The 15,248-nt window shown below is 64.7% G+C and carries 7 protein-coding genes and 1 pseudogene; 6 read left to right on the top strand and 2 right to left on the bottom strand.

Annotation, left to right across the window (positions count from 1 at the left end; translation table 11 throughout):
* Positions 1-27: 27 nt before the first annotated feature.
* The 5 genes from QZY07_RS03095 (at position 28) to QZY07_RS03075 (ending at position 10,551) form a co-directional block, all read left to right on the top strand.
* A complete protein-coding gene (locus QZY07_RS03095; RefSeq protein ID WP_295399635.1) occupies positions 28-4,896 on the top strand; it encodes a PAS domain S-box protein in 4,869 nt (1,622 codons plus the stop codon).
* Between the two features lie 142 nt (positions 4,897-5,038).
* Complete coding sequence (locus tag QZY07_RS03090; RefSeq protein WP_295399634.1) at positions 5,039-5,983, top strand: response regulator; 945 nt, start codon at positions 5,039-5,041, stop codon at positions 5,981-5,983.
* 66 nt (positions 5,984-6,049) lie between these two features.
* On the top strand, positions 6,050-9,040 hold the full coding sequence (locus QZY07_RS03085; protein WP_295399633.1) for a PAS domain S-box protein: 2,991 nt from the start codon (positions 6,050-6,052) through the stop codon (positions 9,038-9,040).
* 63 nt (positions 9,041-9,103) lie between these two features.
* Positions 9,104-9,520: a response regulator gene (locus QZY07_RS03080; RefSeq protein ID WP_295399632.1), complete on the top strand. Its 417-nt coding sequence runs from the start codon at positions 9,104-9,106 to the stop codon at positions 9,518-9,520.
* 377 nt (positions 9,521-9,897) lie between these two features.
* A complete protein-coding gene (locus QZY07_RS03075) occupies positions 9,898-10,551 on the top strand; it encodes a response regulator (protein ID WP_295399631.1) in 654 nt (217 codons plus the stop codon).
* A gap of 47 nt (positions 10,552-10,598) precedes the next feature.
* On the opposite strand, the pseudogene QZY07_RS03070 reads toward QZY07_RS03075, so the two are convergent.
* Both QZY07_RS03070 and QZY07_RS03065 read right to left on the bottom strand, forming a co-directional pair.
* A pseudogene (locus tag QZY07_RS03070) lies at positions 10,599-10,727 on the bottom strand (agmatine deiminase); the annotation flags it as partial.
* Between the two features lie 27 nt (positions 10,728-10,754).
* Positions 10,755-11,522, bottom strand: a complete 768-nt coding sequence (locus tag QZY07_RS03065; RefSeq protein ID WP_295399630.1) for a metallophosphoesterase family protein — start codon at positions 11,520-11,522, stop codon at positions 10,755-10,757.
* 213 nt (positions 11,523-11,735) lie between these two features.
* On the opposite strand from QZY07_RS03065, the gene smc reads away from it, so the two are divergent.
* The coding region (gene smc, locus QZY07_RS03060) for a chromosome segregation protein SMC (protein WP_295399629.1) at positions 11,736-15,248 on the top strand (3,513 nt) is incomplete at its 3' end.

The following is a 15,248-nucleotide window of genomic DNA, read 5'->3' as shown; positions in this document are numbered from 1 at the left end:
GTTTACGTTTTTTCACGGAGGATCTTGATGACTACCCCCCATCCTGGACCCGAGGTCTCGGCCAGCGCCGCGCGTCGCGCACTCTTCACGGCTCTGCTCGCGGGCGCGGCGGTGGCCGCGAATGCCTTTCCGCTCTCGCTGTTTTTCGGGGTCGAACTGCTGTTTGGCTCCGTGGCCGCGCTGCTGGCGCTGGTCTGGCTCGGGTTTGGCCCCGCCCTGCTGGTCGCCGCCGCGGGCGGGGCTTACACCCTGTTGCTGTGGGGTCATCCCTATGCGCTGATCATCTTCGTCGCCGAAATCGTGGTCATCGGCGGGCTGCGCGCGCTGGCCCGGCGGCGCGGCCGACCAGCGCTGCCGCTGGCCGTCGCCAGCGTGGCGTTCTGGCTACTTGTCGGCGTACCGCTGGTGCTGTGGTTCTATCGTCTCGGACTCGGCTTGAACGGGTCGCAAACCCTGCTGATTGCACTGAAACAACCGCTCAACGGCATTTTCAACGCGGCCCTGGCGAGCTTGATCCTGCTGCTGGTCGTGCTGGTCCGCCAACCGCGCAGCGGGGTGCCGATCGTCGATTTCCACTTCGCCACCCTGCTGGCAGGCATCCTACTGCCGGGGCTCCTGATCGCCTTCGCCGACAACCGGCTGTTTACCGCCGAGCTGGAGACGCGGCTCGGCCAGCGGCTTCATCTCTTTGCCCACCTGGTGGCACGCGAACTCGACGCGATGCCGCCCGCCGAGTTCGCCACCGCTCCGACATCCCCCGCGCTGAATGCCTTACGTCGGCTGTTCGGCGCGGATCTGCTGGGGTATGAAGAGCCGCAAGTCCGCCTGGCGCCAGCCAGCGACGTCACGCCAACCGATGGCGTGGCGCGTCTGCACCTGCCCGACCATCTGACGGGACAGGGTTCGCGCATGAAACGCTATCGCGAGGCGCATTACGAACTCGCCTTGCCCCATGCCGGCGGTGCCTTGATCGTCTCGGTCAGCGCGGCCTCGCTGATCGAGCGCTCCCAGCGAGCAGTGATGGAGGCGATGCAAACGCTGACGCTCCTGACGCTGATCGCCCTGCTCGTCGCCTGGATCGGCAGCCGCCATCTGTCGCGCCTGCTGCGGCATCTCAACGCCAGCGCGCACGCGCTGCCGGCGGCCCTGCGCGAGCGCGCGCCCTGGATCGCGCCGCCGCCCAGCCTGTTCGTCGAAACGGACCAATTGGCGACCACGCTGACCGCGATCGCCAACTCGCTGGACGCCAGCTTCCGCGCGCTCGACCGCGAGCGACTCAATTTCCGCGCCTTTTTCGACAGCATGGGCGATCTGATCTTCGTGATGACGCCCGAGGGACGGATTCTCGCGGTCAATCCGGCGGTCGAACGCACGCTCGGGTATCGCGCCGAGGCACTGACGGAGATGACGATCATGGCGCTGCGCCCGGCGGAGCGGTGTCAGGAGTGCGAGGCTTGTCTGGCTCTGGTCACGTTGCGAGTAGGTATGCGCGACACCTGCGCTCTGCCCTTGGTGACCCGGGAGGGCGACCGGATTCCGGTCGCCGCGCGAATCTGGCGGGGGCAATGGAATGGCCAGGACTGTCTGTTCGGTGTCTGCAAGGATCTCAGCGACGAACTGGCGGCACGCGACGCGTTGCGCGCCGAGCGCGATCTGTTCTCCGCCGGGCCGGTGTTTACCATCATCTGGGGCGCCAGCGAGGATTGGCCGGTGCACTTGGTTTCCAGCAACGTGGCCGACATTCTCGGCTATCCGCCCGCAGAGATGATGGCCGACACCTTCCGGTACGCGGCGTTGATTCATCCGGACGATCTGGCGGGGGTTGTCGCGGAGACCGCGGGGCATATCGAGCAGCATCGCGATGGCTTCGAGCAATCCTATCGGCTCAGGCTTGACACCGGCGAGTATCGCTGGTTTTACGCCTTCACCAAGCTGGTGCGCGACGCGCGGGATCGGGTGGTCGAGATTCGCGGCTATTTGTTCGACCAGAGCCATCTCCGGAACGCCGAAGAGGCGCTCGCGCGCGAACGCCAGCGCCTGACCAATGTCATCGACGGTACCCGCATGGGCACCTGGGAACGCAACCTGGAGACCGACGAGGTGGTGTTCAACGAGCGCTGGGCTGGGATCTGCGGCTATCGGCTCGCGGAGTTGGCGCCGACCTCGCTCGCGACCTGGCGGCAACTGGTACACCCCGACGATCTCCTGGTCAGCGAGGAGCGAGTGGCCGCGCACCTGAGCAGTCAGTCCGACCACTATGTCTGCGAACTGCGGATGCGCCACCGCGACGGTCACTGGGTCTGGGTGAGCGCCGAGGGACGCGTGGTCACGCGCGATGCCATGGGTCGGCCACAGATCTTCGCGGGCACCCATAGCGACATCAGCGAACGCCACTCCGCCAAGCTCGAACTGAAACGGCGCGAGTCGCTGGATCGCCTGCTGGTCGATCTGGCTGGCGAACTGGTCAACCTGCCGCCGGCTGGACTCGATGCCTGCATCGCGCGTTCATTGGGGCACTTGGGGCATCATCTCGACCGCGCCTTTGTGTGTCTCGTCGACGAACGGACCGACACCCTGAGCAAGACTCATGAATGGACGGCCGCCGACGTGGCGCCACGGCGCGCGCACGGCCAGGGGATGGCGCTAGCGGGTTTCCCGGCCATCCTGCAACAACTGCGCGCCAATGCGACGGTGAGTCTGCCCAATGTGCCCGAGCTGTCCGCCGACTGGGTCGACGAATGCGCCCGGCTGGCGTCTCCGGAAACGCGCTCGCTGTTGCTGATGCCCCTGATCCACGGCGGTCGGTTGCTGGGGATCGTCGGTCTCGACGCGGTGCGCCTGCCGCATCGCTGGAGCACGAACAAGCGCGATTTTCTGCGGGTGTATGCCAATCTGCTGACCAGCGCGATCCAGCGCGAGCGCACCGATCGCGAACTGCGCGAGAGTCTCGCGCATTACGATCGGCTCGCGGAACAGACCCGCTCCTTTGCCTGGGAGGTCGACGCGCAAGGGCTTTACACCTATGTCGGTCCGCTGGCCGAGCCGGTGCTCGGGTGGCGACCGGGCGAACTGGTCGGAAAACGCCATTTCTACGAGCTGGCGCCCGCCGCCGACCGCGCGACGCTCCAGCAGCAAGGGCTCGCGGTCTTCGCCCGTCACGCACTGCTGCAGGATTTCGTCAATGTTGCCGAGCACCGCGACGGACGCCGGGTCTGGCTGCTCACCCACGGCCAGCCGTTTTTCGACGCGGATGGCGCGCTGCTCGGCTATCGCGGCGCCGATCAGGACATCACCGAGCGGCAGGAGTCGATCGACCGGCTCGCCGCCAGCGAGCGGCGTCTGCGCACCGTCTTCGACCATGCGCCGATGGCGATCGCGATCGGCGACGGTGAAAGACGCCTGAGCTACGCGAATCAGACGTTCGCCACCCTGGTTGGGCGCGACCTCGCCGGGGTGCTCGGTCGCTGCGTCGATGAGATGAGCCATCCCGAGGATCTCGCCGAGGAGTTAGGGCGCTTCATGGCGCTCCTCTCGGGGCAGCACCGTGGCTACCGGATGAATAAACGCTATGTCCGTCCGAATGGCGAGGTCGTCTGGGGCGATCTGCGGGTCACGCTAATGCCAACGGTCGAGGGCGAGCCGCCGCTGGTGGTCGGCATCGTCGAGGACATTACCGAAAAATTGGCGACCCAGGCCGACAACCTGCGACTTCAGCGCGACCTGGAGACCGCCCGCGAGCGCGAGACCATTGGTTATCTCGCCAGCGGCATCGCGCACGATTTCAACAATCTGCTCGGGGTGATCGACGCCAACCTCTACTATCTGGACGATACGCTGCGCGGCGAGGGCACCGACCCGGAAGTCGCCGAGATCCTGGGCGAGACCCGGAGCGCGCTCGGGCACGCCAAGATCATCACCGCCGGGATGCTCTCGCTGAGCCGGGCGGGCGGGATTGCGTGCGAACGGGTCGCGCTGCGCCAGGTGTTCGACGAGCTGACGGCGATCCTGCGGCAGTTGTTGCCGAGTTTCCTCGATGCGCGGATCTGGACCGAGGACGGGCTGTTCGCGTCCAGCAATGGCGCCTTCCTGCAGGCGGCCCTGCTCAACCTGGTACTCAATGCCCGCGATGCGATGCCCGACGGCGGCCAATTGTCGCTGGAAGCCTGCCGGGTGAGCGCGGCGCCCGTGCTGGCCCCGCGTCTGGGCGAGCCGCCGCCCGGCGCGCATCTCGAAATCCGCGTCAGCGATACCGGCCACGGCATGCGTCCCGAGACCCTGGAACGCATCTTCGAGCCGCTGTTCTCGACCAAGGCCAAGCAGCGCGGCCATGGACTCGGATTGTTCATGGTGCAGGAATTCGTCATCCGTACCGGCGCCGCGCTGGCGGTCGTGTCGCACCTGGGCGAGGGGAGCGAGTTCCGCCTGTTGTTGCCCATCGACGCGAGCGAACCCGTCGCGCCGTCCGCGCCCGTGGCCAGGCCGATCGTGCCGACCGCGGTCGCGGGGTTGCGGGTGCTGCTGGTCGAGGACGATCCGCGGGTGCGCGAGTCGGTCGGTCGGCTGTTGACGCTGCAAGGCATCCGGTTCGTCGCCGCCGAGCACGGCGCGGCCGGTCTGGAGCGCTTGCGACAAGCGCCGGATGTCGACCTGGTGCTGTCGGATATCGCCATGCCGGTGCTCGATGGGATCGACCTGTTCCGCACTCTCGCGCGCGAGCGCCCGGACTTGCCGGTCATTTTGATGACCGGCCAGGATTTGCAACCCCATCGTCTTGAGGCCGTGGAGCGATGGCCATTGATCCTGCCAAAACCGCTGGATCCCGACCGGCTCATGCGCGCGATCGGCGAGGCGTGCCGCCATGCCGCGTCGGGGCGGGAGGCCGCCCGAGACCCGTGAGGCGATTGCCGGAAAAGGACCTCCCGATGGAGGGGCGACTTAAGTCGCCCGTACAAGACTGAGTTGGGAAACTGATTCCCGAAAATCGCCTTATACCGATGAAACGCAGAGCGTGCCGCGCGCCGCCGAGTGAGGAAGAACCATGACAAAAATCGTCAACTCCATCTTAATCGTCGACGACGATCCGCACCAGTTGCTGGCCACGCGCGTGATCATGCAGCGCTTCGGCTTCGAGGTGATGACCGCCGCCGATGGCACCTCGGGGCTGGAGCGGGCGAAGCAGGACCGGCCGGATCTCATCGTCTGCGATATGCAGATGCCGCACATGAACGGCATGGAGTTACGGACGCTCTTGGCCGACAATCCGCAAACCGCCGATATTCCCTTCATTTTCGTCACCGCCAGAACCTATGCGATCGACAAACTCGCGGGTCTGTCCAAGGGCGCGGACGATTACATCACCAAGCCGTTTCATCCTCAGGAACTCAACGAGCGGGTGCGGGCGGTGTTGCGCCGCCATGAGGCCGGTCGCCGTCAGGGTTGTCTCGAGGCGGCCGACCAGACCGAACGGGTGCTGCGCTTTCTGTACGAGACGCGGCAACTGGCGGGGAAGGAGGCCCAATGCGTTGAGCGCATGATGTGGACTAACGCGCTCGATAAACACTGGCAGATGAACAGCCGCGCGCAGGTTGAAACCCGGCTCGACAGTCTGCAAGGAAATGCCGTGTTCCCGCTGGTTATCGTCTGCTTCAGCCTGACGGGATTGAGCGCGCTTGAGGTTAGGACGGCCGGTGATGTGCTCAACCGAATCGTGGAGAGTCTGTATGAGGCATTGGGCGGCGGCACCCTGCTGTTTCGGCTCGGCGTGGAACACTTTGGCGTGCTGTTGGCGCACAATGGCCTGAAGGTTCGCTTGCTTGAAACGACCCTGCGCACCGCGTTGGCGGCGCAGCGTCAGACGCTGGGCTCGGTCGCGCCAAGGTTGCACCTCGTCACCGCCACCGCCCGGGAGGGCGATCGCATCAGCGCGATGCTGGGCGAGGCCGAGCACGACCTGACACTGAATATCGCTGAGTCAGCGACCTGATTGATGCGTCATGCCCCCGGTGCCAGCGGGCACGCGATGACTGACCCTTGCCGGAGCGAACCACCGATGATCGAGAACACTGACTACCGGCATGAAAAGGAGAAACTCGAACAGGAGCAGAGCGAGTTGGTCGCCCATCTGCTGGGCGCGATTCCCGATCTGGTCTGGCTGAGAGCGGCCCCGACGGAGACGAGCGACCGCCCGCGACCGGGCGCGCTGATGCCGCCGGCACACACCGACGGATTGATCGCGACCCTGCTGGATGCCATTCCCGACCTGGTGTTTTTCAAGGATCTTCAGGGCGTCTATCTCGGCTGCAATACGATGTTCGCCGCATTTGTCGGACGCCCGCGCGAGGACATCCTGGGAAAAACCGATGTCGACCTGTTCGAGCCGGACGTCGCGGCGGCATTTCGAGGGTTTGACCGACGCATGCTGGAGACGCTGGAATCCCGCCGCAACGAGGAATGGGTCACCTTTCCCGATGGCTGCCGACAACTGCTGGATACCCTGAAAACCCCGTATTGGGGGGACGATGGCAAGCTGGCCGGGTTGCTCGGCATCAGCCGCGACATCACCGATCGCTGGCACGCGGAGGAACAACTGCGCGAGAGCGAGGCTAACTTTCGCGCCTTTTTCGAGAGTATCGACGACCTGATCTTTGTGGCCACGCCGCTGGGTCGGATTCGCTATCTCAACCCGTTCGCCGAACGCACGCTGGGTTTTCGCGCTGCGGATCTGACGGGGCTCTCGCTGCTGGATCTCCATCCCGCGGGCCGTCGCCAGGAGGCCCGGGACATCCTGAACGCGGTGCTCGCGGGCCAGCGCGACCGTTGTCCGCTGCCGTTGGTGACCCGGGACGGCCGGCTGATTCCGGTCGAGAGCCGGATCTGGCACGGTCAATGGGATGGCCTGGACTGCATCTTTTGCGTCAGCAAGGATCTGACCGCTGAAATGGCGGCCAAGGCGGACATCGAACGGGAGCGGCGGTTGCTCGCCGGCATCCTCGCGGGGACCCATGCCGGAACCTGGGAGTGGAACGTGCGCACCGGCGAGCTGACCCTGAACGCGCGCTGGGCCGAGATGATCGGCTACACCTTGGAGGAACTTGCGCCTCACACCATCGAGACTTGGGCGCGTTTCGCCCATCCCGACGATTTGCAGACCAGCTCTCGGCTGCTACAACGGCATTTTCGTGGCGAGCTCGATTATTACGAATGTGAATTGCGCATGTGTCACAAGGATGGACGCTGGATCTGGGTGCTTGACCGCGGCAATGTGGCCGAGCGGGGGGCGGAGGGCGAGCCGCTGTCCATGTTCGGAACCCATCAGGACATCACCGAGCGCAAGCAGGCCGAGATCCTGTTGCGGGAAAAGACCGAGGAACTGCTGGCGTCCAATCTTCGGCTCCAGGACGCGAACGATCGCGCCAACGCGCTGGCGCTTCAGGCGCAAGCGGCCAATGCCGCGAAAAGCGACTTCCTGGCCAATATGAGCCACGAGATCCGCACCCCGATGAACGGCGTGATCGGGATGACCGGACTCCTGCTCGACACCCCGCTGAACGAGGAACAGCACCGTTACGCCGAGAACATTCGCGCCAGCGGCGAGGCGCTGCTGACCCTGATCAACGATATCCTGGATTTCTCCAAGGTCGAAGCCGGCAAGCTGGATCTGGAATGCCTGGACTTCGAGCTGTCCGGCCTGCTCGACGACTTCGCCGCCACGCTGGCGCAGCGCGCCCAAGAGAAGGGTCTGGAGTTTCTCTGCGCCGCCGAGCCGGCGGTGCCCACGCGCCTGCGCGGCGATCCGGGCCGGTTGCGCCAGATTCTCGTCAATCTGGTGGGCAACGCGATCAAATTCACCCCGAGCGGCGAGATCGCCGTGCGCGTCGCGCTGGCATCCGAGGATGAGCGGGAGGTGCTGCTGCGCTTCGAGGTGCGCGATACCGGTATTGGCATCCCGCCGGACAAGCTCGGCCTGCTCTTCGATAAGTTCAGTCAGGTCGATGCCTCGACCACGCGCCAGTATGGCGGCACCGGGTTGGGCCTGGCCATTTCCAGGCAACTGGCCGAACTCATGGGCGGCACGATCGGGGTGGCCAGCGAGGCGGGGCAGGGTTCGCTGTTCTGGTTCACGGCGCGGCTGGCCAGGCAGGAGGGCATGGCCACGGAGCCGCGTCCGCAGCTCGATCCGCGGGACGTGCGCGCGCTGATCGTCGATGACAACCTCACCAGTCGCGACCTGCTGAGCGGTCGGCTGCGGGCCTGGGGCATGCGTCCGGAAACGGTCGCGGATGGCCCGGCGGCGCTTCAGGCGCTGGAACGCGGAATCGTCGAGGCGGACCCCTTCCGCGTGGCGCTGATCGACCTGGAGATGCCCGGCATGGACGGCGACGCCTTGGGCCGCGCCATCCGCGCCGATGCGCGACTGGCCGGGCTGCGCATGGCGATCCTGCCCTCCTTGACCCTGCGCGGCGATCCGCAACGCTTCGAGGCCAGCGGTTTCGCGGCCTATCTGCCCAAGCCGGTGCGCCAGCAGGAATTGTGGGATCTGCTCTCGGTGCTGTTGAGCGACGCGCCCCGCTCGGCAGCAGCGCGCATCGTCACCCGTCACGCCGCGCGCGAGCAGTCGTGGGAGGCCAGCGCCGAGCGTTTCGCGTCTGGCGGGGCGCGCATCCTGCTGGCCGAGGACCATCCGGTCAATCAGCAACTGGCCCTGGGCATTCTCAAGAAGCTGGGGCTGCGCGCCGATGCCGTGGCCAATGGCGCGGAAGCGCTGACCGCCTTAGCCAGCATCCCTTATGATCTGGTGCTGATGGACGTGCAGATGCCGGTGATGGATGGACTGGAGGCCGCGCGCCACATCCGCGATCCCGGGAGTAATATTCTCGATCATGCCATTCCCATCATTGCCATGACTGCCAATGCGATGCAGGGCGACCGCGAGCAATGTCTGGCGGCGGGCATGAGCGACTATGTCGCCAAGCCGGTGCGCCCAGCGGCCCTGGCCGAGGTCTTGGAAAAATGGCTCGGCACCGGGGAGTCCGGGATCTGAACCGCGTCCGGCATTCGCCCCGAGCGACTCGACCAACGATTCATGCAGGCAGGAACAAACATCATGTTGGAAATCGCCAAAAAAGTGTTGCTGATCGACGACGATCCGCATCAGTTGTTCGCCGCGAGCCTGATCGTCAAACGCTTCGGATTTGCGGTGGTGACGGCCGGCGACGGCGCCTCGGGGCTTGAGCTGGCGAGGACCGAGCGGCCGGATATCATCGTCTGCGATATTATGATGCCTGGTCAAAATGGCTTTATGTTGAAGTCATTACTTGCCAAGGATCCGCTCACCGCCGAGATTCCCTTTATCTTTCTCACCGCTCGCACGCTTCAGGCCGACAAGCTCGCCGCGCTCGAACATGGCGTGGATGACTACCTGACCAAGCCTTTTCATCCCGAGGAACTGATCGGGCGAATTCGTGCGGTGCTGCGCCGCTATGACGCGGGTCGCCGCCAGGGGCGAACCGAAGCCCCATGAGCGACCGTACTGCCATGAAAAGCCAATTGCAAAATCGCGCAGTGCAGGGATGATGCGTCCCGCAGGGATCGCAACAGCGGGGGGAAGAGCGGGTGTCGCCAGCGAAAGGCTTTTCAGTGGTAGACGCCAGTCGGCGAAGTCACCCGATGGCCGGAAAACCGGATCACTCCATGCCGCCAGAGCGGAATATGACGTAGCACACGGAAAGGGGCAAGCAACAGCCGTTCTTGCCCCTCGCCCGGCTTGGGCTCCACCGCTACCGGCAATTTTGCAATGGGCTCATCAGACGAAGATTTCATGTCATCTAGTCTGGCACTTGGCCACGGATTCGGCAGGCGCATTGAGCGGTATTGGGGTTAACACTTGGAGAGAGCGTGATGTCTGAGCGCCTTGATCTGATCCCGGTCGAAAAGGATGAACTGTTCTTGGAACAGCCGCTGCCCTACGATCTCTATGACCGTAATGGCCTCGCGCTGATGAAAGAGGGCGATATCCTCACCCTACATAAGAGCCGCGATCTGCTCAAGGACAGTTGGCGTTCGCGCGGCTTGCAGGATCCACCGAGACCTGAACCGATACTCGGCCCATCCACCGAAACGCCCCGGATATGGCAACCGAAACCGATGAGCGCGGCACCCTGTATTCGCCGCCCGCTAACGGAGGCGAAGGTGCTCATCGCGGAGGATATGAAACTGTCGCAGAAGCTATTGGTAAACATGCTCAACCACGAGCGTATCTATAAAATCGAAACAGCAGATGATGGCAATAGTGCAGTCAACAAATTCCGCGCCCGTCATTTCGATCTGGTGTTTCTGGATATCGATATGCCAGTCATGGATGGACTGAGCGCACTCGCGGAAATGAAGGCGTACAAACCATGTATCTTTATTACTCTTGTCAGTGCGAGTGCCACCTCGGAAAACGTCTTAAAAGGGAAAGAATTTGGGGTCAACGCTTTCCTCGTCAAGCCCATTAGCGGACTCTCAATTGAGCGTATCCTGAAGATGTACAGGAAGGACTGCCCGCCCTGACGGATCAGCGAGCGGCAGTCGCGCGTCAGGATGTCGCGTTCAGGGAATCGGTCGCTCTGGATTGACCGGGCCTCGACATCCGCCGGATCGTCATCGACCGGGAGCAGCACTGCGTCGTTGACGAGCAGGACGTTGGCATCGCCCGCCGGAAGCCGCGCGCCGTCCTCGTCCAGCATCATTCGATGAAACTCCTTTCCTGTATTTCACCGCGTGTCGATGAACTCCCGCTCCTCGCCATCGAGCACCAGGCAGCAAAGTCGTCCGGTGGCAAATGCTCCGGTGTCGATGCCGATTCGGTTGTGTCGGATCTCAGGCTCATCGCAGATCTGATGACCGTGGACGATAAAATGCGGATGGGATTTCGTAAATTTCAGAAAATCCTTCCGGATCCAAAGTAAGTCGTGCGCGGATTGATCCTGGATCGGGATGCCGGGTCGAATGCCCGCGTGGACGAAAAGATAGTCTCCCAGCAGTCGACAGGGCTCCAGTCGATCGAGAAAAGCGAGATGATGCTCCGGCGTGTTGACGGTCAATTCATGCGCCATCTGGTTCACGGCTTTTGGTGTGTCGGCGCGATCGGTGACAACGCCATAGGAGCCTAGGGTTGCCAGGCCGCCATAATCGAGCCAGTTGGAATAGGCATCCGGTTCTCGCATGAAGCCTAGCAAGGCGTCTTCGTGATTCCCTCGGAGATGAATCGAAGTGAAGCCTGGGAGTGGTCGCGTGCTCAGTTGTTCCAAGACCTCGCGACTTTGGGGGCCGCGATCGACGTAGTCGCCAAGATACACGACGATCTTTTCTGCTTGGGGATAACCCGCCGCATCCGCCAGAATCCTGTCCTGCAAGTCAAGCAGCAGGTCATATCGTCCATGGATGTCGCCGATCGCGTAGATCCGCGTACCCTCCGGCGTGCGCGGAGGTTTCGGAAGTTCCGAGCAGTGCGTGCGCTTTTTCTTGAAGATCGCTAGCATAAGGCGGACGATTCTACCTTGTTATCTTTCGGTGTATGCAGTCATGATCGAGTGTTCGTTCGACACGATTCGAAAACTCGATCCGTTGCAGAGGACGCTGTCACACCAGGCATCGACAGCGCTTCCGGATCCTGAAGAATACCTCGCCTGAGTCCTTCATTCGCCGCAATGACAATTCACTTTACGTCTGACATCGCCTGGCAGTATTGAGACATGAGACTCGAAAAGATCCGGCTGGCCGGATTCAAGTCGTTCGTCGATCCCACGACGGTCGCGTTCCCGAGCAATCTGGTGGGCGTCGTGGGGCCGAACGGTTGCGGCAAATCCAATGTGATCGATGCCGTGCGCTGGGTGATGGGCGAAAGCTCGGCCAAGATGCTGCGTGGCGAGTCGATGGCCGATGTCATCTTCAACGGCAGTACCGGGCGCAAGCCGGTGGGCGTGGCCAGCATCGAACTGGTGTTCGACAACAGCGACGGCGGCGTCGGCGGCGAGTACGCAGCCTTCAATCAGATCGCGGTCAAGCGTCAGGTCTCGCGCGACGGTCAGTCCGGCTATTTTCTCAACGGCTCGCGCTGCCGGCGGCGCGACATTCAGGATCTGTTTCTCGGCACCGGTCTGGGTCCGCGCTCCTACGCCATCATCGAGCAGGGGATGATCACGCGGATCATCGAGTCGCGCCCGGAGGATCTGCGGCTCTTTCTGGAGGAGGCGGCGGGGATTTCCAAGTACAAGGAGCGGCGGCGCGAGACCGAAACCCGCATCCGGCACACCCGCGAGAATCTGGACCGACTCGACGATCTGCGCGAGGAGGTGGGCAAGCAACTTCAGCATCTGGAACGCCAGGCCGCCACCGCCGAGAAATACACCCAGCTTCGGGCTGACGAGCGGCGTCTGGATCAGGAGTTGAAGGCGCTGCGCTGGCGCGCGCTGGACGCGGAGATTGAGCGCCAGGAGCGTTTGCTGGCCGAGGCGGAAAACGCCACCGAGTCCGGGATCGCGCGGCAGCGTCGCCTGGAGGCGGACATCGAGGCGCGGCGCGAGGATCAGAACGCCGCTTCGGACAGTTTCAACGAGGTACAGGGGCGTTTCTATGCCGTGGGTGCGGAGATCGCGCGGGCCGAGCAGGCGATCCAGTTCGCTAACGAGGCGCGCGGTCGACGCGAGGCCGAATTGGTCCGGCTGGAACAGGAGTTGTACGAGGCCGAACGTCATCTGGAGCGCGACCAGACGCGCCTGACCGAGATCGCGCGCGAACTGGCGCGCGACGAGCCCGAATGGCAGGCGGCCGAACAGGCGCTGGGCGAGGCTGCCGGGGTCTTGATGACCGCCGAGGATCAACTCAAGGTCTGGGAGTCCGAGTGGGACACGTTCAATCAGGCGGCGGCCCGCCCGGCCCAGCAGGCGCAGGTCGAGCGGGCGAGCATCAATGCGCTGGAACAGCGCGTCGGGCGCGATCGGGAGCGTCTGCGCCGCATCGAGGAGGAGGCCGCGCGGCTGGAGGCGGGCGATGTCGCGACGCGGATCGAGGAGCTGAGCGAGCGCGAACTCGGGTTGGAAGAGCGGATTGGCGAGGTCGAGTCGCATCAACAGGGTTGCGCCGAGGATCTGGAACGTCGTGAGTCGGCGCTGCGTGAACTGGCCGACGAACTCGACCGGCTGCGCACGGGACTCCAGGAGTCGCGGGGACGCCTGGCCTCGTTGACTGCCTTGCAGGAGGCGGCGCTCGCCGACCGGGATGGCGAGCGCGCCGCCTGGCTCGCGCGTCAGGGGCTCGCGGAGGCGCCCCGTCTGGTTGACCATCTGGAAGTCGACGCCGGTTGGGAAACGGCGCTGGAGACCGTGCTGGGCGATGCGCTGCGGGCGGTGGGCACGACCGGGCTGGATCGGCATGGCGCGGCGGCCGAGCCGCTGCTGCCGGGGTTGGTGCTGTTGGATACCACGCCGGACATTGGGGACAGGGACCAGGGGCAAGGGGCAAGGGAGCTTGGCGCGGCGCGGTCGGACAATCCGGTCGACATGCTGGCGTCCAGGGTGCGCGCGCCCTGGTCGCTGGCGAGTCTGCTGGGGGGCGTGCGGGTTGCCGAGGGACTCGCGGACGCGCTCGATGCGCGCGAGACCCTGGGGCCGGGCGAACGTCTGATCACCCGCGCGGGCGTGCAGGTCGGTCGCAACTGGTTGGGCGCGCCCGCGACCGAGGACGGCGGCGGCGTGCTGGCGCGGGCGGATGCCGTCAAATCGCTGCGGGGCGAGATCGTGGATCTGCTGGCGGATGAAGCGGCCCTGTTGGCGAACGCGGAGCAGTGGCGCGCGGCGCGGGCCGAGGCGGAGCAGTCGCGTCTTGCCCTGGATCAGCAACGCACGGCACTGGAGCGCGAGCTGTCCAGTCTGCGGGCCGAACTCAGCAGCGCGCGCACCCGTCGCGAGCATCAGCAGGAACGTCTGCGGGCGCTGGCCGACGAACGGCTCGAACTCGATCAACAGACCGCCGACGCCATCGCCGAGATGGAAGAGACCCGCGAGCGTCTCCACGAACTTCTGACCGAGGTCGACGCGCTGGCCGAGCGGCGCGAGTCCATGGTCCGGGAGCGCGACCGTCTGCGCTCGGCGGTCGCCCAGGGGCGCGAGCGCGAGCGCGCCTGCCGCGAGCGGAGCCAGGGGCTACGGGTCAGCGTCGAATCCAACCGGGCCGCGCGGGCGGCGACCCAGCAGAGTCTGACGCGCGCCGACGCGCAGCAGACCCAACTGAGCGAGCGGCGCGACGAGTTGCAGGATGCCTTGGAGGAAGACGTCGAACCGCTGCTCGAACAGCGCGAACGGCTCGACGAACATCTGGCGTTGCGGGTCGAGGTCGAACAGGCGCTCGGCGATGCCCGCAACCGGCGCGAGTCGCTCGATGCCGAGGTGCGCGGGCTGGAGCAGGAGCGCCTGCGGGTGGAGCAGGGGGTTCACGCGAATCAGCGCGGCCTGGATGCCCTGCGGCTCGAACGTCAGGAGCGTCTGGTGCGGCGGCGGACCCTGGAGGAACAGCTTGCCGAGTCGGACACCGTCCCGGCGGCGGTGCTGGAGTCCATGGACGATGCGGCGCGCGCGGCGAGCGCGGCCGAGGATGGCGAGACGGTGTGGCAGGAGGAACTGTCCAAGGTCGGCGCGCGCATCCAGCGCCTGGGCGCCATCAATCTGGCCGCGATCGACGAATTCAAGGAACAGTCGCAGCGCAAGACGTATCTGGATGCCCAGCACGAGGACATCACGCGCTCATTGGAGACGCTGGAGCAGGCGATTCGCAAGATCGACCGGGAGACGCGCCACCGCTTCAAGGAAACCTATGACAAGGTCGATCAGGGATTCCGGGAGCTTTTCCCGCGTCTGTTCGGCGGCGGACAAGCCTATCTGACACTCACCGACGAGGATCTTTTAGAGACCGGGGTCAGTGTCATGGCACGGCCGCCGGGCAAGCGCAATTCGACCATTCATCTGCTCTCCGGCGGCGAAAAGGCGCTGACCGCGGTCGCCCTGGTGTTCGCTATTTTCCAGCTCAATCCGGCGCCCTTCTGCATGCTCGACGAGGTGGATGCGCCGCTGGACGATGCCAACGTGGTGCGCTTTTGCGAACTGGTGCGCGCGATGTCCGAGCAGGTTCAGTTCATCTTCATCAGCCATAACAAGGTGACGATGGAGATTGCCGACCATCTGCTGGGGGTCACCATGCACGAGCCGGGCGTC

The organism is uncultured Thiocystis sp., assembly GCF_903866365.1.
Lineage (GTDB): Bacteria > Pseudomonadota > Gammaproteobacteria > Chromatiales > Chromatiaceae > Chromatium.
This window is presented reverse-complemented; position numbering and strand designations above follow the sequence as displayed.

Excerpts from the sequence above, each read along its gene's own strand:
- QZY07_RS03085 (WP_295399633.1), top strand. The coding sequence starts at position 6,050 with ATGATCGAGAACACTGACTACCGGCATGAAAAGGAGAAACTCGAACAG.
- QZY07_RS03080 (WP_295399632.1), top strand. The coding sequence starts at position 9,104 with ATGTTGGAAATCGCCAAAAAAGTGTTGCTGATCGACGACGATCCGCAT.
- QZY07_RS03075 (WP_295399631.1), top strand. The coding sequence starts at position 9,898 with ATGTCTGAGCGCCTTGATCTGATCCCGGTCGAAAAGGATGAACTGTTC.
- QZY07_RS03090 (WP_295399634.1), top strand. The coding sequence starts at position 5,039 with ATGACAAAAATCGTCAACTCCATCTTAATCGTCGACGACGATCCGCAC.
- QZY07_RS03095 (WP_295399635.1), top strand. The coding sequence starts at position 28 with ATGACTACCCCCCATCCTGGACCCGAGGTCTCGGCCAGCGCCGCGCGT.
- QZY07_RS03065 (WP_295399630.1), bottom strand. The coding sequence starts at position 11,522 with ATGCTAGCGATCTTCAAGAAAAAGCGCACGCACTGCTCGGAACTTCCG.